28 protein-coding genes are annotated in these 26,864 nt (G+C 44.0%); 26 read left to right on the top strand and 2 right to left on the bottom strand.

The window, feature by feature from the left end:
- The first annotated feature begins 41 nt into the window (after nucleotides 1-41).
- The gene (locus GLV98_RS04545; protein WP_160912480.1) at nucleotides 42-491 is read left to right on the top strand and encodes an Hsp20/alpha crystallin family protein; all 450 of its coding nucleotides are present in this window, start codon (nucleotides 42-44) and stop codon (nucleotides 489-491) included.
- A 712-nt stretch (nucleotides 492-1,203) separates the two neighbouring features.
- Entirely contained in the window at nucleotides 1,204-1,590 is a 387-nt protein-coding gene (locus GLV98_RS04540) for a hypothetical protein (protein ID WP_160912478.1), read from the top strand.
- 78 nt (nucleotides 1,591-1,668) lie between these two features.
- On the opposite strand, the gene GLV98_RS04535 is transcribed toward GLV98_RS04540, so the two are convergent.
- Nucleotides 1,669-2,937 (bottom strand): NCS2 family permease, encoded by a 1,269-nt coding sequence (locus GLV98_RS04535; protein WP_160912476.1) that lies wholly within the window; start codon nucleotides 2,935-2,937, stop codon nucleotides 1,669-1,671.
- A gap of 222 nt (nucleotides 2,938-3,159) precedes the next feature.
- Between GLV98_RS04535 and sdaAB the strand changes: the two genes are divergently transcribed.
- The 9 genes from sdaAB to rnc all read left to right on the top strand — a co-directional run bounded on the left by sdaAB (nucleotide 3,160) and on the right by rnc (nucleotide 11,587).
- Nucleotides 3,160-3,822, top strand: coding sequence for an L-serine ammonia-lyase, iron-sulfur-dependent subunit beta (sdaAB, locus tag GLV98_RS04530; RefSeq protein WP_160912474.1), 663 nt, complete (start codon nucleotides 3,160-3,162; stop codon nucleotides 3,820-3,822).
- Nucleotides 3,823-3,842: 20 nt separating this feature from the next.
- A complete protein-coding gene (sdaAA, locus tag GLV98_RS04525) occupies nucleotides 3,843-4,727 on the top strand; it encodes an L-serine ammonia-lyase, iron-sulfur-dependent, subunit alpha (RefSeq protein WP_089652453.1) in 885 nt (294 codons plus the stop codon).
- Nucleotides 4,728-4,732: 5 nt separating this feature from the next.
- A complete protein-coding gene (recG, locus tag GLV98_RS04520) occupies nucleotides 4,733-6,769 on the top strand; it encodes an ATP-dependent DNA helicase RecG (RefSeq protein WP_160912472.1) in 2,037 nt (678 codons plus the stop codon).
- 298 nt (nucleotides 6,770-7,067) lie between these two features.
- The gene (fapR, locus tag GLV98_RS04515; protein ID WP_160912470.1) at nucleotides 7,068-7,649 is read left to right on the top strand and encodes a transcription factor FapR; all 582 of its coding nucleotides are present in this window, start codon (nucleotides 7,068-7,070) and stop codon (nucleotides 7,647-7,649) included.
- Nucleotides 7,646-8,650, top strand: coding sequence for a phosphate acyltransferase PlsX (gene plsX, locus GLV98_RS04510; protein WP_160912468.1), 1,005 nt, complete (start codon nucleotides 7,646-7,648; stop codon nucleotides 8,648-8,650). Before fapR ends, plsX begins: the two co-directional genes overlap by 4 nt.
- Nucleotides 8,647-9,588 carry an ACP S-malonyltransferase gene (fabD, locus tag GLV98_RS04505; protein ID WP_160912466.1) on the top strand — a complete coding sequence of 314 codons (942 nt, stop codon included), beginning with the start codon at nucleotides 8,647-8,649 and terminating at the stop codon, nucleotides 9,586-9,588. Before plsX ends, fabD begins: the two co-directional genes overlap by 4 nt.
- Nucleotides 9,588-10,328 (top strand): 3-oxoacyl-[acyl-carrier-protein] reductase, encoded by a 741-nt coding sequence (gene fabG / locus GLV98_RS04500; protein WP_160912464.1) that lies wholly within the window; start codon nucleotides 9,588-9,590, stop codon nucleotides 10,326-10,328. Before fabD ends, fabG begins: the two co-directional genes overlap by 1 nt.
- 256 nt (nucleotides 10,329-10,584) lie before the next feature.
- Entirely contained in the window at nucleotides 10,585-10,818 is a 234-nt protein-coding gene (gene acpP / locus GLV98_RS04495; protein ID WP_035505393.1) for an acyl carrier protein, read from the top strand.
- Nucleotides 10,819-10,894: 76 nt separating this feature from the next.
- On the top strand, nucleotides 10,895-11,587 hold the full coding sequence (gene rnc / locus GLV98_RS04490) for a ribonuclease III (protein WP_160912462.1): 693 nt from the start codon (nucleotides 10,895-10,897) through the stop codon (nucleotides 11,585-11,587).
- A 77-nt stretch (nucleotides 11,588-11,664) separates the two neighbouring features.
- Here the strand turns inward: rnc and GLV98_RS04485 are convergent, their stop codons facing one another.
- Nucleotides 11,665-11,886: a DUF1128 domain-containing protein gene (locus GLV98_RS04485; RefSeq protein ID WP_160912460.1), complete on the bottom strand. Its 222-nt coding sequence runs from the start codon at nucleotides 11,884-11,886 to the stop codon at nucleotides 11,665-11,667.
- A 650-nt stretch (nucleotides 11,887-12,536) separates the two neighbouring features.
- Between GLV98_RS04485 and smc the strand changes: the two genes are divergently transcribed.
- The 15 genes from smc (at nucleotide 12,537) to GLV98_RS04410 (ending at nucleotide 26,799) form a co-directional block, all read left to right on the top strand.
- A complete protein-coding gene (gene smc / locus GLV98_RS04480; protein ID WP_160912458.1) occupies nucleotides 12,537-16,097 on the top strand; it encodes a chromosome segregation protein SMC in 3,561 nt (1,186 codons plus the stop codon).
- Between the two features lie 13 nt (nucleotides 16,098-16,110).
- Nucleotides 16,111-17,415, top strand: coding sequence for a signal recognition particle-docking protein FtsY (gene ftsY / locus GLV98_RS04475; RefSeq protein ID WP_160912456.1), 1,305 nt, complete (start codon nucleotides 16,111-16,113; stop codon nucleotides 17,413-17,415).
- A 75-nt stretch (nucleotides 17,416-17,490) separates the two neighbouring features.
- Entirely contained in the window at nucleotides 17,491-17,820 is a 330-nt protein-coding gene (locus GLV98_RS04470) for a putative DNA-binding protein (protein ID WP_115824939.1), read from the top strand.
- A 13-nt stretch (nucleotides 17,821-17,833) separates the two neighbouring features.
- Nucleotides 17,834-19,174: a signal recognition particle protein gene (gene ffh, locus GLV98_RS04465; RefSeq protein WP_160912454.1), complete on the top strand. Its 1,341-nt coding sequence runs from the start codon at nucleotides 17,834-17,836 to the stop codon at nucleotides 19,172-19,174.
- Nucleotides 19,175-19,259: 85 nt separating this feature from the next.
- Nucleotides 19,260-19,529, top strand: coding sequence for a 30S ribosomal protein S16 (gene rpsP, locus GLV98_RS04460; protein ID WP_089652441.1), 270 nt, complete (start codon nucleotides 19,260-19,262; stop codon nucleotides 19,527-19,529).
- Between the two features lie 22 nt (nucleotides 19,530-19,551).
- Nucleotides 19,552-19,779 carry a KH domain-containing protein gene (locus GLV98_RS04455; protein ID WP_160912452.1) on the top strand — a complete coding sequence of 76 codons (228 nt, stop codon included), beginning with the start codon at nucleotides 19,552-19,554 and terminating at the stop codon, nucleotides 19,777-19,779.
- A 90-nt stretch (nucleotides 19,780-19,869) separates the two neighbouring features.
- Nucleotides 19,870-20,256 carry a YlqD family protein gene (locus tag GLV98_RS04450; protein WP_160912450.1) on the top strand — a complete coding sequence of 129 codons (387 nt, stop codon included), beginning with the start codon at nucleotides 19,870-19,872 and terminating at the stop codon, nucleotides 20,254-20,256.
- Between the two features lie 8 nt (nucleotides 20,257-20,264).
- Nucleotides 20,265-20,780, top strand: a complete 516-nt coding sequence (gene rimM, locus GLV98_RS04445) for a ribosome maturation factor RimM (protein ID WP_160912448.1) — start codon at nucleotides 20,265-20,267, stop codon at nucleotides 20,778-20,780.
- Nucleotides 20,780-21,511: a tRNA (guanosine(37)-N1)-methyltransferase TrmD gene (trmD, locus tag GLV98_RS04440; RefSeq protein ID WP_160912446.1), complete on the top strand. Its 732-nt coding sequence runs from the start codon at nucleotides 20,780-20,782 to the stop codon at nucleotides 21,509-21,511. The genes rimM and trmD overlap by 1 nt, the downstream gene beginning before the upstream one ends.
- A 127-nt stretch (nucleotides 21,512-21,638) precedes the next feature.
- Nucleotides 21,639-21,983 carry a 50S ribosomal protein L19 gene (rplS, locus tag GLV98_RS04435; protein WP_160912444.1) on the top strand — a complete coding sequence of 115 codons (345 nt, stop codon included), beginning with the start codon at nucleotides 21,639-21,641 and terminating at the stop codon, nucleotides 21,981-21,983.
- Between the two features lie 274 nt (nucleotides 21,984-22,257).
- Nucleotides 22,258-22,806, top strand: a complete 549-nt coding sequence (gene lepB, locus GLV98_RS04430) for a signal peptidase I (protein WP_160912967.1) — start codon at nucleotides 22,258-22,260, stop codon at nucleotides 22,804-22,806.
- Nucleotides 22,807-22,816: 10 nt separating this feature from the next.
- A complete protein-coding gene (gene ylqF / locus GLV98_RS04425; protein WP_160912441.1) occupies nucleotides 22,817-23,662 on the top strand; it encodes a ribosome biogenesis GTPase YlqF in 846 nt (281 codons plus the stop codon).
- A 231-nt stretch (nucleotides 23,663-23,893) separates the two neighbouring features.
- Nucleotides 23,894-24,658, top strand: coding sequence for a ribonuclease HII (locus GLV98_RS04420; RefSeq protein WP_160912439.1), 765 nt, complete (start codon nucleotides 23,894-23,896; stop codon nucleotides 24,656-24,658).
- 18 nt (nucleotides 24,659-24,676) lie between these two features.
- Nucleotides 24,677-26,533 (top strand): hypothetical protein, encoded by a 1,857-nt coding sequence (locus tag GLV98_RS04415; protein ID WP_160912437.1) that lies wholly within the window; start codon nucleotides 24,677-24,679, stop codon nucleotides 26,531-26,533.
- Nucleotides 26,530-26,799: an EscU/YscU/HrcU family type III secretion system export apparatus switch protein gene (locus GLV98_RS04410; RefSeq protein ID WP_160912435.1), complete on the top strand. Its 270-nt coding sequence runs from the start codon at nucleotides 26,530-26,532 to the stop codon at nucleotides 26,797-26,799. Before GLV98_RS04415 ends, GLV98_RS04410 begins: the two co-directional genes overlap by 4 nt.
- Nucleotides 26,800-26,864: the final 65 nt, after the last annotated feature.

Genomic DNA, 26,864 nt, shown 5'->3' with positions numbered 1-26,864 from the left:
AAAGTGTAGGGCAGACTTTATGCAAAAAGAGGTGCAAAGGTATGGATGATAAACATAAACAACTGCCGGATTTGTTTGACCAGAGTTTTCGTGACATCGTCAAGGCTTTTGATTCGTTTTTCGACGAATCCATCAAGCACGTCCATGATTTCTTTCAACAAACGACGATTCCTGTGGAAGTGTTCGAAACAGATCGAGACGTCACTGTCGAAGCTTATCTTCCTAATGTAACACGTGATCAAATACGCATTGATCGATCTGGGGATCAGCTTCGAATCCGTGTGGATGAAAGGCAACTTCGTGAAGTGAAAAATGAAGATGCTCATTATTACAACCGTTCGCATTCGTTAAGTCAGAAAGAACGCGTGATCACTCTTCCTTTTGCTGTAGCGGATACAGCAAGCAGTGCATCCTTTAAGGGTAGCGTTTTAACAATTGTATTTCCTAAGCATAACTCTACCATCAAGGTCATCGATGTGGATGGTCAATAACCCAGCTCAAAAAAACGTCCAGAATCTCCTGGACGTTTTTTTGTTATTAAGCTAAATGGCAGGATTCTGGAAGACTCAGTTTCGAGACTTTTTTTGAGTGGATGGGGGCTGCGGGGAATAGCTCGCTTTCCGCGGGAGCGCGGTGAGCCTCCTCGGACTGCGTCCTGCGGGGTCTCACCTAGCACTCTCTTCCCGCAGGAGTCTCGCCATTCCCCTCCGCCCTTTGCCATGTAAGTGTCTCGAAACTATTTCTGGAAAAGCTGCTGGTGGTACTCAAGCAAAATGGATAATATCATACTCTCTTCAGTAGTCATTCAAAGCTCAAAAGCCTGATATAGAGCCCTTTATGCCTACTTCTAAGTATGGTGTAAATACCCCTCATTTTGGTATAGGGGGTCGTTTCTGTTCCACATGGAATGGGGTGGTTGGGAAGCTGCGAGACTCCCGTGGGAGAAGGAGACAGACGAGATCCCACAGGGCGAAGCCCGAGGAAGCTCGGCGCTCCCCCACAGGAAAGCGAGTAGCTTCCCAACCACCCCTTACGCTCAAAAAAATCAAACGAACCCCGGGTATCTCGAAACTGAGTCTTCAAGTAAAGGGAGCATTACAGGAAGAAGGGGGGTTTTGGTGCTTCTGATTTTTTGTGGGGTACATATATTTAATAATGGTTAAAAAAGGAGGAAATGTTTTAAAGGACCCGGGGGGTTTTTGTATGTATGTCGTGTGGGTTCCGTGCTATGTCCCTGTCATGTACCCGAATGTTTATCATCATTACCCTCAACGCCGGTTTGTTCGCTTGTATCCAGAAGTCGATGAGGACATGTTTGTCCAGTCTGCCTCAGAGATGGAAAAGTTGATGGCTGATGCTAGAAAAGTAGTAGGAAAAATCAGTAACTCTCATGATTTTGCCAATGATGTGATGGGTGCTGCACAGGAATCGGATCAATCGAAAGTGAACACTTTAATCCGAAGTTCTGGTGTTGAGTCCCCCTTTCAAGCGGAATATAATCCTGACCGGCTAAAGATCCATTTATCTGCAAGCAATCAACAAGTGGAATGCTGTCAGTTAACCATTGTTTTACGATGGAGAATACAATAAATCCCGTACATCTAAGATGTACGGGATTTATTTCTTTTTGTATTCTTTTAGATACAGCATAGTTGCGCTGCAGCTAAATTAATGACCAAGCGAGCGCATGATAAATTCAATGAGAAAGACCATGGCAATGAGTACGACAGGCGTCGATAGTTCTCTTTGTTTTCCGATGGCAAACTTTACGATCGGGTATGCGATAAAGCCAAAAGCCATTCCATCAGCGATGGAGTAGGTGAATGGAATCATCACAATGATCAGGAAGGCTGGCATCGCTTCGGATAATTGATCCAGGGGAATTTCTTTAATGTTTTGTACCATCAGCGCTCCGACAATGATGAGAATTGGCGCAATAGCAGTGGATGGTACCATGGAAATCCATGGGATCAAAAAGATGGTGCCGATGAATAAGACAGCCATTGTAAGTGCTGCTCTTCCTGACTTCCCTCCGGATGCAATGACAGCTGCACTCTCAGCTGAAGAAACCGTGGGTGATGTCCCAAGGAATCCAGTACTTAATGCTGAAAAGGCAGAGGCTTGGTAGGACCTTTTGAATTTGCTTTGTTGATCAAGCATATCCAGTTGCCCATGAATGAGACCCATATTCTCGAAAATGAGAACGATCGCAAGGGGGAAAACGGTCATCCAGAACCCGAACTCGGTCACACTTGTGAAGTCCGGCATAAAGATCCATGATTGTTCGCTGAGTGCAAGAGAATCTCCTCTTTCTCCCAATACTCCTGTAAAATGTGCGATGATGGTACCTGCAATCATCGTCACTAAGAAGTTACCGGGAACATTTTTTGTGAAAAGGAAGATCCCGATGAACAATGTGAGGATGCTTGTGATGACGATTGCGGAAGAAGGGTTGCCGAGTGTGATCAAAGAGTGTTCCCCTCTGACAACAAGGCCGCCTTTCTCTAATCCGATCAACGTCAAAAACAGTCCAAGACCAACCGTAATCGCATGTTTCAAGGAAGCTGGAATCGCGTGTTTCAGCCAGTCTCCAAGTTTGGTGAAGGCCGTGATCAAAAAGATCAAGGAAGCGATGAATACAACCGCCAGCCCTTCTTGAAATGTTAACCCCGTACCTTCAACGATGGAGTAGGCGAACAGTGCGTTGACACCCATACCTGGAATGAGAACCATAGGCGCATTGGCGTATATGGCCATGATCAAACAGCCGAGTGCACTGGCAAGAATCGTGGCGATCATTCCGCTTTCAAGCGGCAGACCTGCACTGTGAAGGATTTGGCTGTTCACGGCTACAATATAGACAGTCGTGAAATAACCGATCAATCCAGCCAAACCTTCTTTCTTCCAGCTCACTTTTTGATGATGCTGATTGAGCATTTGAATCTCCTCTATGAAATTTATCCCTCTCCCGCCCGGTTACCGAGTAACCCACAAACGTTTATTTTACTCGTAAATGAACAATCTATCAACCTGATTTGTTCGCTTTTTGTAAAAAATGAGGTGTAGAACAACAGTTTGTGTTAAGATATAAAAGGATTATAATATAGTAGAAAGCGTTTTCTTTCTTTATATATAGATGAAAAAGGGAAGGTGATTTTCATGAAATATCGTTCAGTATTCGATATTATCGGTCCCGTCATGATTGGACCATCCAGTTCGCACACCGCAGGGGCGGCTAGAATCGGGCGTGCAGCCCGCCATTTATTTGGCAGGGAACCAAAATATGCCCATATCCATTTGTATGGATCATTTGCGAAAACCTATAAAGGTCACGGCACAGATGTAGCCATCATTGGTGGATTGCTCGACTACGATACGTATGATGAACGAATCAGTCAATCACTCGTTACAGCGCGGAAAAATGGGATGAAGATAAGATTTCATGAAGAGGATGCTCATACGGATCATCCCAACACGGCAAGAGTTAAAATCGGTGATGATGATGGGGAGCTAGAGTTAGTCGGAATCTCGATCGGGGGAGGAAAAGCGGAAATTACGGAATTGAATGGTTTTGAACTCCGCTTATCTGGAAGTCACCCGGCGATCCTTCTTATTCACAATGATCGTTACGGTGCGATTGCGTCGGCAACGGCCATTTTAGCGAGAAACGAAATCAATATCGGACGCATGGAAGTGTCCCGTAAAGCACAAGGAGAGCAAGCCTTGATGGTCATTGAGGTCGATCAGAACATAGATGATTCGATCCTGGATGAGCTTGAGCGAGCGGATCACATTACACAAGTAGCTAAAATATCAGATTAAATAAAGAAAGGAGAGCTTACATGTTTCGAAATGTAGCTGAACTCGTAGAATTAGCAGAAAGTGAAAATATCCAAATCTCTGAAGTTATGATTCGTCAGGAGATGGAAGTGAAACAACTGACGAGGGAGCAAGTGTTCTCTCAAATGGAGAGAAACCTCGATGTTATGGAAAAAGCGATAGAAGATGGTTTGAAAGGTGTTAAATCCCATAGTGGATTGACTGGGGGAGATGCGGTACTCATCCAGAACTATATGAAAAACCATACCCCGTTATCCGGAAACCTTCTTATGGATGCCGTCAGTAAAGCTGTTGCAACGAATGAAGTAAACGCAGCCATGGGGACCATCTGTGCGACTCCTACTGCAGGAAGTGCTGGTTGTGTGCCGGGAACCCTTTTTGCTGTGAAAAATCAGCTGAACCCTACACGCGAACAAATGGTTCGTTATTTGTTCACTTCAGGTGCTTTTGGATTTGTGGTTGCGAATAACGCTTCTATTTCCGGGGCCGCAGGAGGCTGTCAAGCAGAAGTGGGATCAGCTGCAGGGATGGCTGCTGCTGCGATCGTTGAAATGGCAGGAGGGACACCGTCCCAATCTGCCGAAGCCATGGCGATTACTTTGAAGAATATGCTCGGCCTCATTTGTGATCCGGTCGCGGGTCTAGTAGAAGTCCCTTGTGTGAAAAGAAATGCCATGGGTTCATCCAATGCCGTTGTTGCTGCGGATATGGCACTTGCAGGTGTGACGAGTCGAATTCCTTGTGATGAGGTTATTGATGCGATGTACAAAGTCGGACAGCGCATGCCTTCAGCCTTCAGGGAAACCGCTCAGGGTGGACTTGCTGCTACTCCAACAGGGCGTGAATTAGAAGCCAAAGTGTACGGAATATCGTTGAAGAAAGAGTGAATGACGTGTTACGCCAATCGATCAGTGAAGTTAAAGGAGTAGGAGACAAACTACAATCACAATTAAATGAGCTTGGACTCTTTACAGTGGAGGATCTATTATTCTATTTTCCACACCGGTATGATTCCTATGAAGTAAAGCCTCTTACCGAACTGACGCACAATGAGAAGGCGACCATCGAAGGTGAAATCGTCTCTGAACCTGCTTTAAGTTTTTATGGCAGGAAGAAATCACGGCTGACTTTTACCCTCCAAGTCGATCAGTTTGCGGTAAAAGCGGTCATGTTCAATCGTGCTTTTGCAAAGAAACAATTGAATCAAGGGGACACGGTCACGGTGACAGGGAAATGGGATCAACAGAGACTCCAAATAACGGTCAGTCAGTTTAAAAAAGGAGAGTCCAAAAGTCAGGAACCCATCCAGCCTGTGTACACGTTGAAAGAGGGGGTCAACCTCAATACATTGAGGAAAGTGATCAAAAACGCCCTTGATGATTACAGTGCGGATATCCCTGACATTCTTCCTGAAGATCTGGCTCTTGCGTATAAGCTTCCAGACCGTCCTCAAGCCTTGAATCAAATGCATTATCCGGAAACCAGGGTCATGCTGAAGCATGCTAAACGTCGCTTTATATATGAAGAGTTTCTTCTATTTCAATTGAAAATGCAGCTGTTAAGGAAACATAACCGTGAATCAACAACAGGAATAGTCCAACCGTATGACAACGATCAGTTGACGGCATTTGTTCAATCGCTGCCATTCGAATTGACATCTGCGCAGAAACGTTCCCTGGCAGAAATTTTGAACGACATGAAAAGTCCGCACAGAATGAACCGTCTCCTGCAAGGGGATGTTGGGTCTGGAAAGACAGCTGTTGCTGCGATCGCTCTTTATGCATCGATTACAGCAGGGCATCAGGGAGCTCTTATGGTTCCGACAGAAATTCTTGCGGAGCAACATTTCCATTCCTTGAAAGAAATGTTTGAAGGACGTGCAAAGGTTGCTTTACTGACAGGATCTATAAAAGGGAAGCGTAGACGAGAAATTCTTGAAGCCGTCGAGCAAGAAGAAATCGATATTTTAGTCGGCACCCATGCCCTCATTCAGGATGAAGTCGTTTTCAAAAACCTCGGATTTGTGATCGTTGATGAGCAGCACCGATTTGGAGTTGAGCAGCGCAGGTCACTACGGGATAAAGGTCTTTCCCCTGATGTCTTATTCATGACAGCAACACCTATACCAAGGACACTTGCAATAACGGCATTCGGAGATATGGATGTAAGTGTCATTGATGAGATGCCGGCCGGAAGAAAGCCTGTAGATACGTATTGGGTCAAAGGAGAAATGACCAACCGCGTACTGAGCTTCATCCAGAAAGAGATTGACCAAGGGCACCAGGCTTACGTTATTTGTCCATTGATCGAAGAATCAGACCAACTTGATATTCAAAATGCCATTGATCTCTACGATCAGCTCAGCTCTGTTTTTGAGCCTTCCACATCGGTCGGATTGATGCATGGTCGTCTCCATAACGAAGAAAAAGAGAGCGTTATGCAGCAATTTGCTGCGAACGAGCTGAAGATTCTCGTCTCCACAACGGTCGTAGAGGTAGGGGTAAACGTACCGAATGCAACCGTCATGGTCATCTATGATGCACAGAGGTTCGGTCTTTCCCAGCTTCACCAGCTGAGAGGAAGGGTAGGGCGTGGAGCCGATCAAAGTTACTGTATTCTTCTTGGTGATCCAAAGGGAGACGTAGGAAAAGAGCGTATGAGAATTATGACCGAAACGAATGATGGCTTCGAATTATCTGAACAAGATTTGAAGCTCCGTGGTCCTGGTGACTTTTTCGGAAAAAAACAAAGCGGTCTTCCTGAATTTAAAGTCGGAGACATGGTCCACGATTACCGCGCTCTCGAAACCGCAAGGAAAGATGCCGCTGAAATGATTATGGAAAACACGCTGGATCATGACGAACGGTACAAAACTCTAAAAGAGCACGTATATAGTGATCAACACCTTCTTGGTAATGTGTTGGACTAACGAACCAAACAAACACTCGGCTCCCGAAGGCCGAGTGTTTTTATTTACTAACGAAATCCTGGATTTTCTAATCCTGACATCCAATTCCCGGAGGTGTTTAACGCTCAAGGAAAGCAAGTGATTCTTTGTGCTCCAACTCACTCATACATCATGGGGGAAAGTTTCATTATAATTATTATGGAGAAGGAAATAGGGAATCATAAGCAAATCCTTGCGTAATTGAACTTGGTATTATATATTACTATTAGTACCTAGTCATAAGGTGAAATATTATGGCTAAATGAACGGTGGCATATGTATGAAGAAGTCTAAAAAAGTACGTCAAGAAGAATTGAAAACGAAAATAGACCATACCCCCTTCATTACAGACGAAGAACTAGCAAAGACATTCGGGGTCAGCATCCAGACGATCAGGTTGGATCGAATGGAGCTCGGAATTCCGGAATTACGGGAACGGATCAAGTCGGTGGCCACCCAGGAATGGAACGAAACGGTGAAAGCTTTGCCGGTGGAAGAAATCATTGGGGAAGTGGTCGACCTGGAATTGGACGACCGTGCCATTTCGATTTTGGATATTCGCCCGGAGCATGTCTTTTCGAGAAACCACATCGCTAGAGGCCACTACTTATTTGCACAGGCCAACTCCCTGGCCGTCGCCTTAATCAATGATGAACTCGCGCTTACTGCTCAGTCCGAGATTGCATTCACACGCCCAGTTAAGCTAGGGGAACGTGTGGTGGCTAAAGCGACTGTCAAAGGGGACGATGAAAAAGGACGAACACTTGTGAATGTGCATAGTTACGTAGGTAACGAAGAAGTATTTGCGGGTACGTTTGACATGTATCGTTCGAATCAACAGAAGGAGATGGATCGAGAATGAAGATAGCCATTGATGCTATGGGCGGTGACAACGCTCCTGAAGCGATCGTAAAAGGAGCGGTACAGGCCGCAGACACAATCGACGGCTTGGAAATCACTCTTGTAGGTGATGAAGCTCAAATCAAGCCTTTTTTAACTGGACAGTCGAATGTGTCCATATTACATACAACAGAAGTCATTACGGCTGATGATGAACCGGTAAGAGCTGTTAGGAGAAAAAAGCAATCCTCTATGGTTCTGACAGCCACTGAAGTAAAGGAAGGGCGAGCGGATGGTTGTATATCCGCAGGAAACACAGGAGCCTTGATGAGCGCGGGCTTGTTTGTCGTCGGTCGTATGAAAGGTGTGGACAGGCCGGCGCTTAGTCCGACCCTTCCAACCTCAGACGGCAAAGGTTTTCTTATGCTGGATGTCGGGGCGAATGTGGATGCGAAGCCCGATCACTTGTTGCAATATGCAGTGATTGGAAGTATCTATGCTGAAAACGTACGCAAAATCGAACAGCCGAGGGTCGGTCTTTTGAATGTCGGTACGGAAGATGGCAAAGGAAGTGACTTGACCAAAAAAGCGTTTGATCTGATGAAGGAAGCTCCGATCAATTTTGTCGGAAACGTTGAGGCACGTGATTTACTTGAAGGTGTAGCAGACGTAGTCGTGACTGATGGGTTCACAGGTAATGTAACCTTGAAGACCATTGAAGGAACGGCAATGACAATGTTTTCAATGATCAAAAAAACATTTATGAGTAACTTTAAAACAAAAATTGCGGCTGGCTTAGCAAAAAATGATTTGCGGAATTTAAAAGCCCAGCTCGATTATAGTGAATATGGCGGAGCGGGGTTGTTTGGTTTGGCAGCTCCTGTCATCAAAGCGCACGGTTCTTCCAATGATCGAGCTGTTTTGAATGCGATCCGTCAGGCTTGCCATATGGTTGAGCTTGATGTAACGAATACAATTTCAACAACACTTTCTAAAATGGACAAAGAGGAGGATAAATCATGAAGCGAATCGCATGTGTTTTTCCTGGACAGGGGTCCCAGGAAGTAGGAATGGGGAAGGCGATGTATGAGGCTTATCCTGCTGTGAAACAATTGTTTGATGAAGCGGATGAAGCTCTTGGTTATTCTTTGACTCGTTTAATGTTCGAAGGGCCTGCAGAAGAATTGACGAAAACAGAAAATGCTCAACCAGCCTTGCTTCTGAATAGTATAGCCATCCAGCGTGTACTACAGCAAGAAGGAGTGGCTCCTGCTATGACGGCAGGTCACAGCCTTGGCGAGTACAGTGCATTGGTCTCGGCTGGAGCACTGGACCCTATGGAAGCTGTTCAACTTGTCCATGTCCGTGGAAAGTTGATGGAAGAAGCTTACCCGACGGGAATGGGAACAATGGCGGCTGTACTTGGTTTATCACAAGAAGAAATAGAAGAAGTTTTGCGTGATTTCGATGGAGAGTTAGCTGTGGACCTTGCGAACATCAATTGTCCAGGGCAGATTGTCATTTCTGGTACAAAGGAAGGCGTGGACAAAGCTTCTGATCAATTGTCAGAAGCAGGTGCGAAGCGCGTACTTCCTCTTAACGTTAGTGGTCCATTCCACTCTCGTCTTATGAAGTCAGCGAGTGATGATTTTGCTGACCATTTATCTGAAACGAAGATCTATGATGCGAAGGTTCCGGTGTATGCCAACGTAACGGCCTCACCGGTAACAAGTGCCGAAGAAATTGAAAAGCTTCTCGTCGAACAACTCTACTCACCTGTAAGGTTTCAGCAGATTCTTGAAGCCTTCGTAGAAGAAGATGTCGATGCTATTGTAGAAGTGGGACAAGGGAAAGTATTGAGTGGCCTTGTCCGTAAAGTGAAACGTCGAATGAAAACGTTCAGTGTGCAGGACCCAGAGTCACTGCAAGCGTTCATCGATTGGTATAAGGAGGAATCGTAATGTTACAAGACCAAGTAGCTCTTGTCACAGGAGCTTCCCGCGGAATTGGGAAGGCGATTGCGCTTGAACTTGCTCGACAAGGAGCGAAAGTAGCCGTCAATTATGCAGGAAGCGAAGACAAAGCTGAGGCAGTTGTCCGGGAAATCCAAGAACAGGGCGGTGTGGCCATCAAAATTCAGGCCAACGTTTCTAATGATGAAGATGTTAAACGTATGGTGAAAACAGTCGTTGATGAATTCGGCCGTCTGGATATTCTTGTGAACAATGCAGGGATTACGAAGGATAACCTCTTGATGAGAATGAAAGAAGAAGAGTTTGATTCCGTGATCGATACGAACTTGAAAGGCGTTTTCCTCTGTACAAAAGGGGTGACACGTCAAATGATGAAGCAGAAGTATGGACGAATCATCAACGTTGCTTCAATCGTAGGTGTTTCCGGAAACCCTGGACAAGCAAATTATGTAGCTGCTAAAGCCGGTGTCATCGGAATGACCAAATCGAACGCCAAAGAATTGGCAGCTCGAAACATCCAAGTGAACGCCGTAGCTCCGGGCTACATCGCTACAGATATGACCGATGCCCTAACAGACGAGCAACGGGAGCAAATGCTTGCCTTGATTCCGCTGAAGCGCCTAGGTGAAGGGGAAGATGTGGCACGCGTTGTCCGTTTCCTGGCTTCAAAAGATGCGGCGTACATGACGGGTCAAACATTACATGTCGATGGCGGCATGGTCATGTAAAAACGCGCCTTTCAAAAGCGCTAAGCTTTTTTTGAAATAAAGAGCTTACGATTTCTTATGGAAGTCGGGGCAAAACAGCCTCTTGCGCTTTTGGACACATCCAGCTCCAGAGGTTAGCCCCTCGAGGTCTTAAGCAAGCCCTTTGCTGTGGCAAAATACGCCACTTCAAAGGTTTGCTTAAGCTGGTCGGGGCTAAACAACCTCTTGCGCTTTTGGACACACATTACTATAATTACTGAAGGGAGGTGAGGTTCCAATGGCAGAAACATTTGATCGTGTAAAACAAATCATCGTCGATCGTCTTGATGTTGATGAGTCTAAAGTGACTATGGAAGCTTCCTTCAAAGAAGATCTAGAAGCAGACTCTCTTGATGTCGTTGAGCTTGTAATGGAGCTTGAAGACGAGTTTGATATGGAAATTTCTGATGAAGAAGCTGAAAAAATCAATACAGTAGGCGACGCTGTGAATTACATAAGCAGCCAGTCGTAATAGGATCGCTGTCCGTTTTTACGGGCAGCCTTTCCTATATTTTTCAAGAAATTCATAGCAAAGGACAAGGTGATTTATGGATGATTTTTCCAGTTTCCAGAAAAAGATAAACTTAAAATTCAATGATATCTCGTTACTGGAACAGGCTTTTACACATTCATCATATGTGAATGAGCATCGGAAAACCGATCGAGAGGATAATGAACGGCTGGAATTCTTGGGAGATGCCGTTCTTGAACTAGGAGTCTCTCAGTATTTGTACCGGGAGTTCCCGAATATGGCTGAAGGAGAGCTTACTAAGTTCAGAGCCTCGATTGTGTGTGAAGTCTCATTAGTAGAATTTGCGAATGAGCTGAATTTCCAAGACCTGATTTTACTTGGTAAAGGGGAAGAGCTGACAGGAGGGCGCAATCGACCAGCATTGCTTGCTGATGTTTTCGAAGCGTTCATCGGAGCTCTTTATTTAGACCAGGGTTATGATGCAGTCATACAGTTCTTAAGAGCGTATGTGTATCCGAAAGTGAAAAAAGGTGCTTTTTCTCATGCGATGGATTTCAAAAGTCAGCTACAAGAATTTATTCAACGGGATAAAAACAGTAAAATTGAATATGAGATTGTTGAAGAGAGAGGCCCTGCACACAGCCGGGAGTTTATCGCTCATGTACTGATCCAGGATGACATCGGCGGGATTGGTGTAGGACGTACGAAAAAAGAAGCGGAACAAAAAGCGGCTCAACAAGCATTGGAAAATCAAGGAGCCCATTTATGATCTGCTCATGAGGGTGAATAAAAAAGACCGTTTTCCGGAGTTGAACTCCGGAAAACGGTCTTTTTTAGTAGTGGTGATTATTTTCTGTATTGGCCAAGTTCCTGAACAAATGCCTGGATTTCAGAAACACTCAATTGCCCTTTCATTTCAATAATATCGTGAAGGGATTTGATTTCTTCGTATTTATTCAGATCGTAATCCTCAGGGTCCATAAGGGAACGGTTCACGACCTGCAGTTTTTCTGCCATGTCATTGATGATGACTTCTAAGTTTTCTTGGTTCGCTTCTTGTAAACTCAAAAATGAATCCTCCTTCAAGGCTCGTTATATAGACTATTACATATGATAAAGGACTTTGCCGAATTTTGAAACCCTTCATTAATATTATGACTTATTTAAGTGATTGGCAGGATTGTGTAAGACTCGATTTCGAGACTTTTGTTGGAGTTTAGAGGCTCCGGGAAAAGGTTCGCTTTCCGTGGGCGAGTGATGAGCCTCCTCGAGCTAACGCTCTGCGGGGTCTCATCTACCACGCACTTCCCACAGGAGTCTCACCGTTTCCCTCCGCCCCTTTACCAAATGAGGTTTCGAAATCCCTCTTATAGTAACCTGCCTAGTTGTGTTGTGAAATCCTGCTTAATCTGCTTCGGTATAGGATTCTTAACCATAAAAGCTCTTATTACTGGAAGGTAGTTTCGAGAATCTCTTCCAGCAAGTGGGCGGAGGGGAATGGCGAGACTCCCGCGGAAAGCGAGCTATTCCCCGCAGCCCCCATCCACTCAACAAACATCTCGAAACTGAGTCTTCAAGAATAGGGAGATTATGTTGCACAATGAGATTTACAAGGGTGTTATAAAAGTAGCCTTCGGTTCCTACCGTAGGGGCGTTCTTTATGATAAAATATATAAGTTGAGTGAATGAAAGATTTGTGAAAATACAGGAGGATGAATATGTTCCTCAAACAATTAGATACGATAGGTTTTAAATCATTTGCCGAACGAGTGACCGTTGATTTTGTTTCTGGAGTCACATCAGTTGTCGGACCGAATGGTAGTGGGAAAAGTAATATAACGGATGCGATTCGATGGGTTTTGGGTGAACAATCAGCCCGGTCGCTCCGCGGTAGTAAAATGGAAGATATCATCTTTGCTGGTAGTGAGAGCAGAGCTCCATTGAATATGGCAGAAGTGACTTTGACTCTTGATAATACAGATCAGGCACTGCCATTGGATTATCAGGAAGTCAGTGTGACAAGACGCGTTTACCGCTCCGGTGAAAGTGAGTTCTATATAAATAATCAGACGTGCCGTTTGAAAGATATTGTAGATCTATTCATGGATTCCGGGCTTGGCAGGGAAGCTTTCTCTATCATCAGCCAAGGAAAAGTAGAAGAGATTCTCAGCTCGAAAGCGGAAGATCGCCGTTCCATCTTTGAAGAAGCGGCAGGAGTATTGAAATACAAGCAGCGAAAGAAAAAAGCGGAATATAAGTTATCTGAAACACAGGAAAACCTGAACCGTGTGGAAGATATCATATGGGAGATTGATGGTCAGCTTGAACCGTTAAAAGAACAAGCGGCCGTTGCAAAAGATTACTTAGAGAAAAAAGACGAACTGAAGAATGTTGAAATCTCTTTATTGATCACTCAAATACAGCAGGTCCACAGAGAGTGGGAAAGAATTCTCAAAGAACTGGAAGAAGTCAAAAGCCAGGAAAGCGAGTTGAGTGAGAAGATCGAGGCGGATGAAGCTTCACTGAAAGATCAAAGGGATCATGTAGAAAGACTGGATGCCTCAATAGAAAATATGCAGTCGAAGTTGCTTGAATTAACGAGAAACCTCGAAAATCTTGAGGGCAAAAAGGAACTAATGAAAGAGCGTCATAAGCACTTTGAAGAAAACAAATCCAAGTTGGAAGAGGCCTATGAGGACCTCTCTGACAAACTGGTGAACTTAAAGGCGATTGCCGAAGAAGAAGCACAAAAGTTAAAACAGATCAAAGAAAAAAGAGAAAATACGAAACAAGAGTTAGACCAAACGACCCAAGCATTAAAACAGGATCTTCATCTAATCGAAGATGAGATTGAGGATTTGAAGAGTGAATATATCGAATTGCTGAATAAACAGGCAGCCAAACGAAACGAGAAACAACTTTTGGAAAAACAACTGGACCAAATTCACTCTAAAAAAGGCAGTCAGATTGATAAATTCAAAGACCTCAGAAGTGAACGTGCTAAACTTGAAGAAAAGTTGACTTTCATGACAAGTGAATTGGAAAACCTGACAACACAGCGGGAAAAGCTGGAGTCACAAGTCCGAGAGTTGAACGAGAGATACGAAAAGAATAAACAGACGTATCAGGAATGGCAGGAGAAGCTTTATAAGGGCTATCAATATTTGGAAAACATGCGGTCAAAGAAGGAAATGCTTGAAGAGATGAAAGAAGACTTCTCAGGTTATTTTCACGGCGTCCGTGAAGTTTTAAAGGCTTCTCAAAAAGGCCAGCTTCAGGGAATTCATGGAGCTGTACTTGAATTGATCGATATTCCTTCTCACCTTTTAACAGCGATTGAGACAGCGCTTGGTGCACAGGCCCAACATATTGTCGTGGAGGACGAACAAACCGGAAGACAGGCGATTCATTGGTTGAAGACGAACAATAAAGGAAGAGCTACACTTCTTCCTCTTACCTCCATTCAGCCACGTTCTGTCCATGGGAGTGCATCCCTCTCCCAACAAGAAGGGTATGTAGGAGTTGCAGCCGATCTGATCCAATATGATCAGGCTCATTCCAAACCGATCCAGCATCTTCTTGGTCATATCGTCATTGCTGAAGGGTTAGAGCATGCAAACCAAATTGCCCGCGTACTGAATCGAAAGTATAGGGTTGTGACGCTTGATGGAGACGTCGTCAATCCTGGTGGTTCAATGTCAGGAGGGGCGAAAAAACAATCCAAACAATCCTTGTTCACAAGAGAAAAGGAATTGCAGGAACTAAGTGAGAAAATCGCTGCTTATGATGCAAAGGCGTTGGATGTTGAGAGTAAAGTGAAAAAGTTGAAGACAACCTTAGCTGAGCAAGAAGAGGAAAAAGAACAATGGAATGTGAAGCTCTCTGAATTAAAGAAAGAAGAGTATGAAAAGCAGTCCGATCAAAGAGAAGTGCAGCTGAAACTTGACCATTTGAATGATCAACTTCAATTGTTCGACCAAGATCAGGCCCAGTACGATCAAGATTCTCATCACGCAGATCAGCAGTTGAACGAGCTTGACGAAACTTTGCGTACCCTTGAAGAGCAACTTGTGGCGATTAATACAAAGATCGAAGAGTTGACGACAACAAAAGAACGTCAGAAAGAAGATGAGGCGAACTTGCAGGAACGCAAGCAGAAGCTTCAAATACAACTAGCCGAACAAGAATCAGCGGTAAACAACCAAAAGGAAAAAGCGGATCGTTATCAGCAGGAGAAAGATCTAATCCAGCAAGAATTACGAGGCAACCGTGTTTCTTATCAACAGCTGATGGAGGTTAAGGAGTCTAATCAGACGGAAGATGAAATTCAGGCTCAAATAGAAAGTACGAGAACAGACAAGGAAGAAACGACTACCACCATCGAAATGAAGAGAAAAGAGCGTCAAGAGCTTGCTGCGGGCATCCAGGAAGCTGAACAGAAGCTGAAAGAATTGAAACGTAGACATCAGAACTTTATTCAAGATTTGCAGCAAAAGGAAGTCAAGTCCAACCGCCTGGACGTAGAGCTAGAGAATATGCTTCAATACTTGCAGGAAGAGTATGTGATGACGTTTGAAAAAGCGAAGAGGGATTACCCGGGTGTAGACGATATTGATGAAGCATCAACGAAGGTCAAGCTGATCAAGCGGGCCATCGAAGAGCTTGGAACTGTGAACTTGGGGGCCATTGATGAGTATGACCGGATTAAAGAACGTTATGAATTCTTGAAGGGGCAACAAGATGACTTACTTGAAGCCAAACAAACCCTTCATACAGTCATCAATGAAATGGATGGTGAAATGAAGCGGAAATTCGAAGATACTTTTACGAAAATCCGCGCTGAATTCGGCGAAGTCTTTCGCACCTTGTTCGGTGGAGGACGAGCCGATCTGCAACTGACTGACCCGAGCGATATGTTAGAAACCGGGGTCGATATTGTGGCCCAGCCTCCAGGTAAGAAACTGCAAAATATGAGTTTGTTATCGGGTGGAGAACGTGCTCTGACGGCAATCGCTCTCTTATTCTCGATTCTACGCGTACGTCCTGTGCCTTTCTGTGTCCTCGACGAGGTGGAAGCGGCATTGGATGAAGCGAACGTGGATCGTTTTGCTAAATTTTTGAAAGAATTCAGTGAGAAAACACAGTTCATAGTCATCACCCACAGGAAAGGGACAATGGAAGAATCGGACGTCCTTTATGGGGTGACCATGCAAGAGTCAGGTGTATCTAAACTCGTATCCGTCAGACTAGAAGAAACACCCGAATTATTGGAAGCATAGGAAGGATGAGTCGATGAGTTTTTTTAAGAAACTGAAAGAAAAATTCGTGAAAGGTCCAGAGTCGGAAGAAGAAAAAGAAGACCAGCAGGTCCATGAAACAGAGGATTCCGACGAACAGGAACACTCTCTCGAAACGGATCACCACGATGATCAGGACGTGGCAGAACTTCAGGGAGAAACAGAAATACCGGAAACGGAGACCCCTGCAGAGGATAGAGAAGAAGAAACTGTAGAATCAACAGAGGATGAAGAAGAGACGGCAGAAACAGCAGTGAATGAGGAATACGAGCAGGATTTTGAAGAATCCGTGGCAGAGGACGATGCTGAAGAGATCCAGGAAGAGGATGAAAAAGAGTCAATTGCCTCCAAATTTAAATTGGGACTGGCTAAAACAAGAAACTCATTCTCGACTAAAATCAATGATCTCGTCGCACGTTACCGCACCGTCGATGAAGATTTCTTTGAAGAACTCGAGGAAGTATTGATTTCTGCTGATGTCGGGGTTACAACCGTGATGGAAATGATTGAAGAGCTTGAGATGGAAGTGAAGCGCAGAAATGTTCAGGACCCTCAAAAAGTAAAAGAAATCATTTCCGAAAAACTTGTTGAAATCTACTATGGTGATGATCGTGCTGAAGAGATCGAAGGGTTGAATGAAAATCCAGACGGCTTAACGGTTTATTTGTTTGTCGGTGTGAATGGGGTCGGGAAAACAACAACGATCGGTAAACTCGCCCACCGATTGAAAAGCGAAGGGAAGAACGTCACGCTTGCTGCCGGAGATACATTCCGTGCAGGTGCCATAGAGCAATTGGAAGAGTGGGGTAAACGTGTAGGGGTGAATGTCACGAAGCATAGTGAAGGCAGCGACCCTGCTGCTGTGATTTATGATGGCATTCAGTCTGCAAAATCCAAAAATGCCGATGTCCTCATTTGTGATACGGCCGGTCGTCTTCAAAATAAAGTGAACTTGATGAATGAGCTTTCTAAGGTGAAACGGGTTATTGAACGTGAAATTCCAGGAGCTCCTCATGAAGTGCTGCTTGTCCTAGACGCTACAACAGGGCAAAATGCGATGAGCCAGGCGAAAACATTCTCCGAAGCGACGGATGTTTCTGGCATCGTCCTATCAAAACTGGACGGAACAGCGAAAGGCGGCATCGTTCTTGCCATTCGAAATGAATTGGATATCCCAGTTAAACTCGTCGGTCTTGGAGAAAAAGTGACCGACCTTGAAACATTTGATGCTCATGCTTTCGTGTATGGACTGTTTGCAGATATGATCGAAGAATATGAAGAGGAAGAAGAACTATCATAAGCCTTGACATGAAGGTACATGTTCCTTTAATATTTATGTGTAAAGGCATTTCACTTAACAAGGAGTGCTTCAAGCATGCTTGAAAAAACGACACGGATTAACTATCTATTTGATTTCTATCAATCGTTGTTGACTCCTAAGCAGAGAAACTATATGGAGTTGTACTATCTCGAAGATTACTCTCTTGGTGAAATATCGGAAACCTTTGATGTCTCACGTCAAGCCGTGTACGATAATATTCGCCGAACAGAGACGATGCTTGAAGAATATGAAAAAAAGCTTCATCTATATGGGAAGTTTGAAAAACGGCAGAAAGTGATCAAAGAAATGGAAGCTCAGTTTAAGAAAGACGAGCTGCCAGCCCCTTATGAATCATGGCTGCACGAATTACAAGAATTAGAATAGGAGGGGATCTTCGATGGCATTTGAGGGTTTATCCGACCGTTTGCAGGAAACGATCAAGAAAATCAAAGGCAAAGGGAAGGTAAACGAACAAGACGTAAAAGAGATGACCAGGGAGGTCCGTCTCGCCCTCCTTGAGGCCGATGTAAACTTTAAAGTCGTCAAAGATTTTGTGAAGCGTGTACGTGAACGCGCCGTCGGTCAGGAGGTCATGGAAAGCCTGACTCCTGGACAGCAGGTCATCAAAGTTGTTAAAGAAGAGCTCACAGAATTGATGGGTGGCGACGAAAGTAAAATTGCTGTTGCCAAGCGTCCTCCGACGGTCATCATGATGGTCGGTTTGCAGGGTGCAGGTAAAACGACGACGACCGGGAAGCTTGCGAACCTGCTGCGTAAAAGCTACAACAGGAAGCCGTTACTCGTAGGGGCTGACGTTTACCGACCAGCTGCCATCCAGCAGTTACAGACCCTCGGAAAACAGTTGGACATGCCTGTCCACGAGGAAGGTACCGAAGCAAACCCTGTCGACATCGCCAAAAATGCGATAGCCAAAGCGAAAGAAGAGCACCACGATTATGTGCTCATCGATACAGCTGGTCGTTTGCATATTGATGGCGACTTGATGGGTGAATTGCAAGAAATAAAGGAAGCTGTAAATCCTGATGAAATCTTTCTTGTTGTCGATGCCATGACAGGTCAGGATGCTGTAAACGTAGCGGAAAGCTTCGATGAGCAGCTCGACGTCACCGGAGTACTTCTCACGAAACTGGATGGAGACACCCGTGGTGGTGCCGCACTATCCATCAAAGCCGTGACAGGTAAACCGATCAAATTCGCGGGTATGGGGGAAAAGCTGGACCAGCTTGAGACTTTCCACCCCGAGCGTATGGCGTCAAGGATTCTCGGAATGGGCGATATGCTCACCTTAATTGAAAAAGCACAGACGCAGGTCGATGAAAAGCAAGCGAAAGAGCTGGAGTCGAAAATGCGTAATGCGTCCTTTACTTTCGAGGATTTCCTTGAGCAGATGGAGCAAGTGAAAAACATGGGACCACTGGATGAAATCTTGAACATGATTCCTGGTGCGAACAAAATGAAGGGCCTTCAGAATGTGTCCTTCGATGACAAGCAGATCGTTCATGTGGAGGCCATCATCCAATCGATGACTAAAAATGAAAGACAGGACCCTTCTGTGATGAATGCAAGCCGCAAGAAGCGGATTGCCAAAGGTTCCGGAACCTCTGTGTCAGAGGTCAACAGACTGTTGAAACAGTTTGAAGAAATGAAGAAAATGATGAAACAAATGAGCAATACGAAAGGGAAAAAAGGCAAAGGAATGAAATTTCCTTTTATGTAATGGAAAAAACCTTTACACACCCTTGAAGTTCTGCTAAAATCTAATTCTGTGTGAAACATTAAAGAAATTTTGGAGGTTGTTAAAAATGGCAGTAAAAATTCGCCTAAAACGTATGGGATCTAAGCGTAACCCATTTTATCGTGTAGTAGTTGCTGATTCTCGTTCTCCTCGTGATGGACGTATCATCGAGCAAATCGGAACATATAACCCAGTTGCTAACCCTGTAGAGGTTAAACTTGATGCTGAGAAAGCGATCGACTGGATGTCAAACGGCGCGAAGCCAAGCGACACTGTTCGTAACCTTTTCTCTAACGAAGGCATCATGAAGCAGTTCCACGATAAGAAAAACCAATAAATCATAAAGTAGTGGTGATCCCATGAAAACCTTGATCGAAACGATCGTAACTCCGCTTGTCGATCATCCTGATGACATCATGGTGGATGAGAAAGAGGAAAATCACAAAGTGGTTTATCACCTTACCGTCCATCCGGATGATGTAGGGAAAGTAATCGGTAAGAACGGGCGGATTGCGAAAGCGATTCGGACTGTCGTTTATGCGGCAGGATCTGATTCTGAAAAACGAATCTATTTGGATATCATGTAAGAGAACTAATTTTATTGGTGTAAGAAGGGAGAAGGGAAGCCTTTTCCCTTTTTTACTATTCTCATGGACTGGCAGAAGGGCGGGCGAAAGATGCAGATCATCCGAACAGTACCTGTCAAACAGATTTTGACAGAGACGAGTCGTGCGCAAATTAAAGAAAAGTTCGATGAAAGATATCAACGTCTGGACCGAGAATGCAGGCAGCTTTCCTTTGAGCAGAAAAAATTAGAACGCAAGCCCGGAGTGTCAAGACAGGAAGTAGAGCGCCGTTTTTCAAAGGAAATCGGGCGCAGAAAAGATCAATTGAAGTGGCTTGAATATCAGCGTAAACAATTGGATATCCTGCCTGATGGAAGTGAGCTTGAAACGGACGAAGTACAGGCGCTGATTGAAGTTGAAGAAGGCGATCAATGGGAAGAGGTCATTCAGGATCGTCAAATCGTCTTGAGAGACGGAAAAGTCATACGAGCGAGGTAATTGCACTCATGGAAAAACAGTTATTCAATGTTGGTAAAATTATAAACACACATGGCATCAAAGGAGAAGTCAAAGTTCATCGCGTCACTGATTTTGATGAACGATTCGAACCAGGTCAGCTTTTGTATTGGGTAAGTGATAACAACGAGCCGAAACCACTGGTCATTCGAACACACCGGACTCATAAAGGTTTCGACCTTGTAAGTTTCGAAGATCATCCTACGATTAATGATGTCGAAGGATACAAAAATGGAAAATTGATGGTATCAGAAGATGATCAGGAAGAGCTTGATGACCATGAATTCTATTTTTATGAAATCATCGGGTGTACCGTATTTTTGGAATCAGGTGAAGAATTAGGGGAAATCAAAGAAATTCTCACCCCTGGTGCGAATGATGTTTGGGTTGTGAAGCGGAAGAATCAGCCTGATGTTCTCATTCCGTATATCGAACCTGTCGTGAAAGAAGTGGATACGGAGCGGAAGACGATCATCATCGATCCAATAGAGGGGCTGCTAGACTAATGCATATCGATATTTTGACACTTTTTCCAGAAATGTTTGATGGTGTATTACAGAATTCCATCATGAAGCGTGCTCAGGAACAAGGCGCCTTTTCATACCAATATGTAAATTTCCGTGATTTCACCGAAAACAAACACAACAAAGTCGATGATTACCCTTACGGGGGAGGAGCGGGACTTGTTCTATCCCCGCAACCCATCTTTGACAGCATTCAGTCCATCAAAGATTCTGCGGAGAAACCCCCGCGTGTCGTGCTTCTTTGCCCGCAGGGTGAACCCTACTCCCAGCAAAAAGCAGAAGAACTCTCAGAAGAGGATCATCTTGTCTTCGTTTGTGGCCATTACGAAGGATATGATGAACGCATTAGGCAGGAAGTGGTGACCGATGAAATCTCCATCGGTGATTACGTCCTTACTGGTGGAGAACTCGGTGCGATGGTCGTCATCGATTCTGTGGTTCGTCTTCTCCCTGGAGTTCTCGGAAATGAACAGTCGGCTCCGATGGACTCATTCTCAAGCGGCTTACTTGAGCATCCTCATTATACGAGACCGGCCGATTTCCGGGGTCACAAAGTGCCGGACGTCCTATTGTCAGGAAACCACGCCAAAATTGATGAATGGCGTCACTATCAGTCGTTGAAGCGGACATTTGAAAGAAGGCCGGATCTGCTAGAAGGACGAGAATTATCCGCTAAGGAACAAACGTGGTTGGATGAGTGGAAAAATAGCTGAGTGCTGTTGAAGTTTGTCTCTAGTTATGGTATATTAAATTTTGTGCTTAAACGTACGGTTTAAGTGGAAAACGATGTTCCGCTGCCTCTTAGAAGACAAGAGCATTAGTTAAAAAGGAGTGAAAATCATGCAACAATTGATTCATGACATTACAAAAGAACAACTTCGTTCGGATCACCCAGATTTCCGTCCTGGTGATACTGTAAAAGTACACGTGAAGGTTGTCGAAGGCACACGTGAACGTATCCAGGTATTCGAAGGTGTTGTCATCAAGCGTCAGAACGGCGGAATCAGCGAAACATTCACTGTTCGTAAGATTACTTACGGTACAGGTGTTGAGCGTACATTCCCAGTTCATTCTCCACGTATCGCTAAGATTGAGCGTACTCGTCGTGGTAAAGTACGTCGTGCGAAACTTTACTACTTGCGTAACCTACGCGGTAAAGCGGCACGTATTAAAGAAATTATCTAATTTCAGTGAAAAGGAGCTTGCGATGCCAAGCTCCTTTTTTCTACTTATCAATAGATTTGAGACCCTATCCCCACCTTTAAAGTCAGGGATCTATACTGCAATAGAATCATGGGTATAGAATGTTATGATATGATTTGAAAGACAAAGATAAAAGCGAAAACAAGAGAGCGTTCAGCAGCAAATTCAACCATATTTATGAAAAGGTTGTGTCTACAGCCAGGGTACTATGGTTTTGCCGCTCCAAACTCCTTCATTCAAGGAAGAAGGGATAATGATGAAACAACAATGGTTGGACTGGTTGAAAGCATTTCTTATCGCCGGCGCATTGGCTGTGGTCGTAAGAGTGTTCTTGTTTGCACCAGTCGTCGTTGAAGGGCCTTCCATGTTGACCACTTTACATAGCGGGGATCATTTGATTGTGAGTAAACTCAATTATACGCTTGGATCACCGGATCGTTTTGATGTCGTTGTATTTCATGCCACAGAACGTAAAGACTATATCAAGCGTGTGATCGGCCTTCCTGGGGACCATATCGCTTATGAAGATGATCAACTCTATGTGAATGGAGAACCCGTAGAAGAGCCATTTCTTAATGAACGGAAACAGCAATTAAACGGAAGTCGCCCGCTGACTGATGATTTTACGATGGAAAATCTACCAGGTGAGTATGAAGTAGTGCCTGAGGGTCATTTGTTCGTACTTGGCGATAACCGCAACAACTCGACAGACAGCCGGATGCTCGGCATGATTGATCAAGACCAGATGGTAGGGGAAGCTGTCGTATCCTACTGGCCATTAAACCGCATCCAGCTTGTGAATTAGGAGGATCTACATGACCATTCAATGGTTTCCGGGCCATATGGCCAAAGCAAAAAGGGAAGTCGCTGAGAAGCTTAAGCTCGTGGATTTTGTCATTGAACTCGTTGATGCACGTGCACCACTTTCTTCTCAAAATCCTATGCTTCATAACACCTTACAAGAAAAGCCTAAAATGATGGTGTTAATGAAGAAAGATCTCGCTGACCCACAGATTACAAGTCAGTGGATTGAACACTTTAAAGAAGAAGGCATTCCAGCCGTGGCAATAGAAGCTAATCAAAAACAGGATGTGCAAAAAGTTGTCCAGCAAGCGAAAGAGTTAGGGAAAGAAAAAATGGACAAACTTAAAGCGAAAGGCATCCGCCCCAGAGCTTCACGAGCGATGATCATTGGAATCCCGAATGTAGGCAAATCTACATTAATCAATAGACTGGCTAACAAGAAAATGGCGAAAACTGGTGATAAACCAGGCGTCACAACAAAGCAGCAATGGATTAAGGTGAAAAAAGAATTCGAATTGCTTGATACTCCTGGGATTCTGTGGCCGAAATTCGAAGAAGAAGAAGTTGGATACCGTTTAGCTGCGATCGGCACAATTAAAGATCAAATCCTTCCTAAAGAAGATGTAGCTGCTTATGTCCTTCATTTCCTGCATCAACACTACCCAGATCGCCTTGAAGAGAGATTTGGTCTTGAGAATGTAGATGACATGATGGAAGCTTTTGAGGCCATCGGGAAAAAGCGAGGTTGTCTTGAAAGTGGAGGCCGCATTAACTTTGAAAAAGTCTCTGACATCATCTTACAAGACTTACGGACAGGAAAGCTTGGAATGATTACCCTAGAACATCCTGACTCATAAACAAAAGCGCAAAGAGGCTCTTGCCCCTTGCGCTTTCTTTATGAGGTCATACCTACAGTACCTCTGAGATCACTTCAATCAGGGCTGTAAGTGTCAGCAGCAGCCAACGAAGCTTTATAAGGAACGCACCCATAGAGATGAAAAATAAAAGGGATAGAAAAAAGGAATAAAAAATGATTATAGAATGATGACAAATGTCCGATATGATAAGAAATGGAGGGGTTAAGTTTCATGATCCAATTGACCGTAGCCCAGGTGAAAGAAAGACTGAATGACGATGAATTGACCGCTCATGAGTTAGCTGTGTTTAAAGAGGATTCGAGGAAAGGTGTCCAACAGCTCATGAAGCGTTATGATAAGGAGATCAAACAAAAACAAGAGCTGAAAAGACAGTATGAGAGAATGATGATGTTTGAAGAAGGCCTCTTCCAACGAGGATTTACTCACGTTGCAGGAATAGACGAAGCAGGGCGAGGCCCGATTGCAGGTCCTGTCGTAGCAGGTGCTGTCATTTTACCTCGTGATTATTACTTAGAAGGATTGAACGACTCGAAGAAACTTTCTTTAAAAAGTCGTGAGGCCTACTTTGATCGCATCAAAGCAGATGCTGATTGGGGTGTAGGGATAGTTACAAATGAAGAGATTGATAGAATCAACATTTATCAAGCAACAAAACTTGCCATGAAGAGAGCTGTCGACGATCTTTCTGGCCAACCGGAACATTTGCTAATTGATGCGATGGAATTAGGTGCGACATCAACTCCCCAAACAAAGCTTATTAAAGGAGACGAGAGGAGTGTATCGATCGCTGCTGCTAGTGTGGTTGCTAAAGTGACCAGGGACCGGATGATGGCAGCATTAGATGAACAATATCCGTTGTATGAATTTCGTAATAATCAGGGATACGGCACAAAGCCACACGTGGAAGCATTAAAGAATCACGGGCCTTCGCCGGTTCATAGAAAAACATTTGCCCCTGTCAAAGATCTGCTTTAAGAAAGGGATGAAATAGAGATGAATCATTTGATCAACAGTCTTACTCGTTTATCTACAAAGGCACTCCTACCCGTTGAACCACAATCAGGCCAACTGATAAAAGGAAAAGTCGTACAATCTCTACAAGACAATAAAATTGTAGTAAACATGGGTAAGAAAAGTGTGGAAGCCTTAGTGAATCAACCATTGATCAAAGGTTCATCTTATTTATTCCAAGTAGAACAGGTGAAACCTGATCTCATATTACGAGCCGTATCGCTTTCTGAAGCTCGTTCAGAACCGTTGAACCTCGCTTCGCTTTTAGAACAAATAGGAATAAAGGCAAACAAAGATAATCTCACATTGATAAAAGCGATTGCTGATTTGAAGGTGCCTTTACATAAAAAAGATTTAGCAAGAGCGTTCCGTTTGATTCAGTCGCCGAACGAGCACCGATTCACACGCGAAATATTACTACATATGCTTAGCCGGAAAATGCCCATTAGCCCTTCTGTGTATTCAGCACTATCAGCGAAATACACGGATGAGTATTCTCAAGTCTTATCTAATGTTGTGCAGCAATTGGGAGGGAAATCACTTTCTACCTCCGATGAAAAAGTTAAATCTATGGTCCAATCATTGCGAGCAGAACAAAATCCAAACTTTGAAAGTGCCATGCTTATTAAATTAAAATCCGAGTCAGCAAATGGATCAAGATCCACTTTTGAGCTATGGAAGACAGCGGGACTTATAGATACCAAGCATACCTATACATCTTTCAAACAAAATTGGTTTCGTCAAAATCCTAGTATGGATAAGTTACCATTCACGAAAGAACAAGCAGCAAGTTCTTTACAACAGCTGTTACAAAATCAACTTCCCTTATCCCCATCAGAAAATCAAACGATCAAACAGTGGGGGCATACATCGGAAAAACTCCTATCCCTCTGGACTCAACAACCTCCAAATCATGAATTCTCCATGTTGTCTCGGCAAACACGTAGACAATGGACAGAGAATTTCAGAAAAGTAGTTGACCAAAAAATAATGGAACGTTTAACACCAAACTTAAAGGATTCGACAAAGGTTTTTATCGATAAAGCTGTCACTCTTTTAAATGATCCTGGAGGTGAAAGAAATCCTTTTACAAGAGCTGAATTCAGGTCTTTTCTTTCTGATATTCAAAAGTTAATAAGGGTACAACTTCCCGTTGAACAACAAAAGCTCCTCGTTCAGTTGTTACAGTCATTGAGCCAGTACATACCGTTGTCTGACAAAGAAAGAATATGGCTCCAAATGAAAACAATGATGAACGGGATAGGATTCAATGATGAGCATGTTCTTGCAAGAACCTCCCAAGAGACAGATGCATCTTTACGGGCAGAACATTCATTGAAATCGTTGCTGTTAAAAGGTTTAAGTGAAGGGTCAGAGGTAAAAACAGAAACGGCATATCGTCTGATAAACTTGATCAACGGGACTCAACTCGCTTCCCTCTCGGATCATTCCCAAACCTTGCAATTAGCGCTTCAATTCCCTGGTGATTTCATCGGAGCACGTAAGGATGTACATATGAACATGGAAGGGCGAAAAAATGACGATGGGCAGATTGATTCCGACTATTGTCACGTGATGTTCTACTTGCACCTTTCTCAGCTCGAGGAAACCATCATAGACCTAAATATCGTTGAACGCCGAGTATCTGTCGTCGTATATAATGAAAACCCTGAGCTTGAAAAGCTTTTTCAGCCCTATCGAAAGAAATTAGAAGTGGGTTTAGAAAATGCTGGATATGAACTGAACTCTATAAAGGCACGGGTCACGACTGAAGTTTCAATAACCTCTGACTCTAACACCCAAGAGACGGCGGAAGAAGGGGTGGATATAAGGATATGAATGAAAAAAGAAAAGAAGCCATTGCTTTGTCCTATCAATCCGAAAAAGCAGCTGCTCCAGAGGTTGTTGCTAAAGGGAAGGGCATTATTGCTGAAAATATTTTAAAAGCCGCTGAGGAGCACCAAATACCCGTACAAGAAGACGCAACACTTGTCGAGCTGCTCTCAGAGTTGAATATCAATGAACAAATCCCAGAAGATCTTTACCACGTCGTCGCTGAAGTTTTCGCCTTCATTTATAACGTTGACCAACAACAAAAGAAATAATCCTTATTGAAGTATATGGCAGGATTCTGGAAGACTCAGTTTCGAGACTTTTTTTGAGTGGATGG

Source organism: Halobacillus litoralis (genome assembly GCF_009856415.1).
Classification (GTDB): Bacteria; Bacillota; Bacilli; order Bacillales; family Halobacillaceae; genus Halobacillus; species Halobacillus litoralis_C.
The sequence above is the reverse complement of the archived record's forward strand: the minus strand, read 5'-3'. Positions and strand labels throughout refer to the sequence as shown.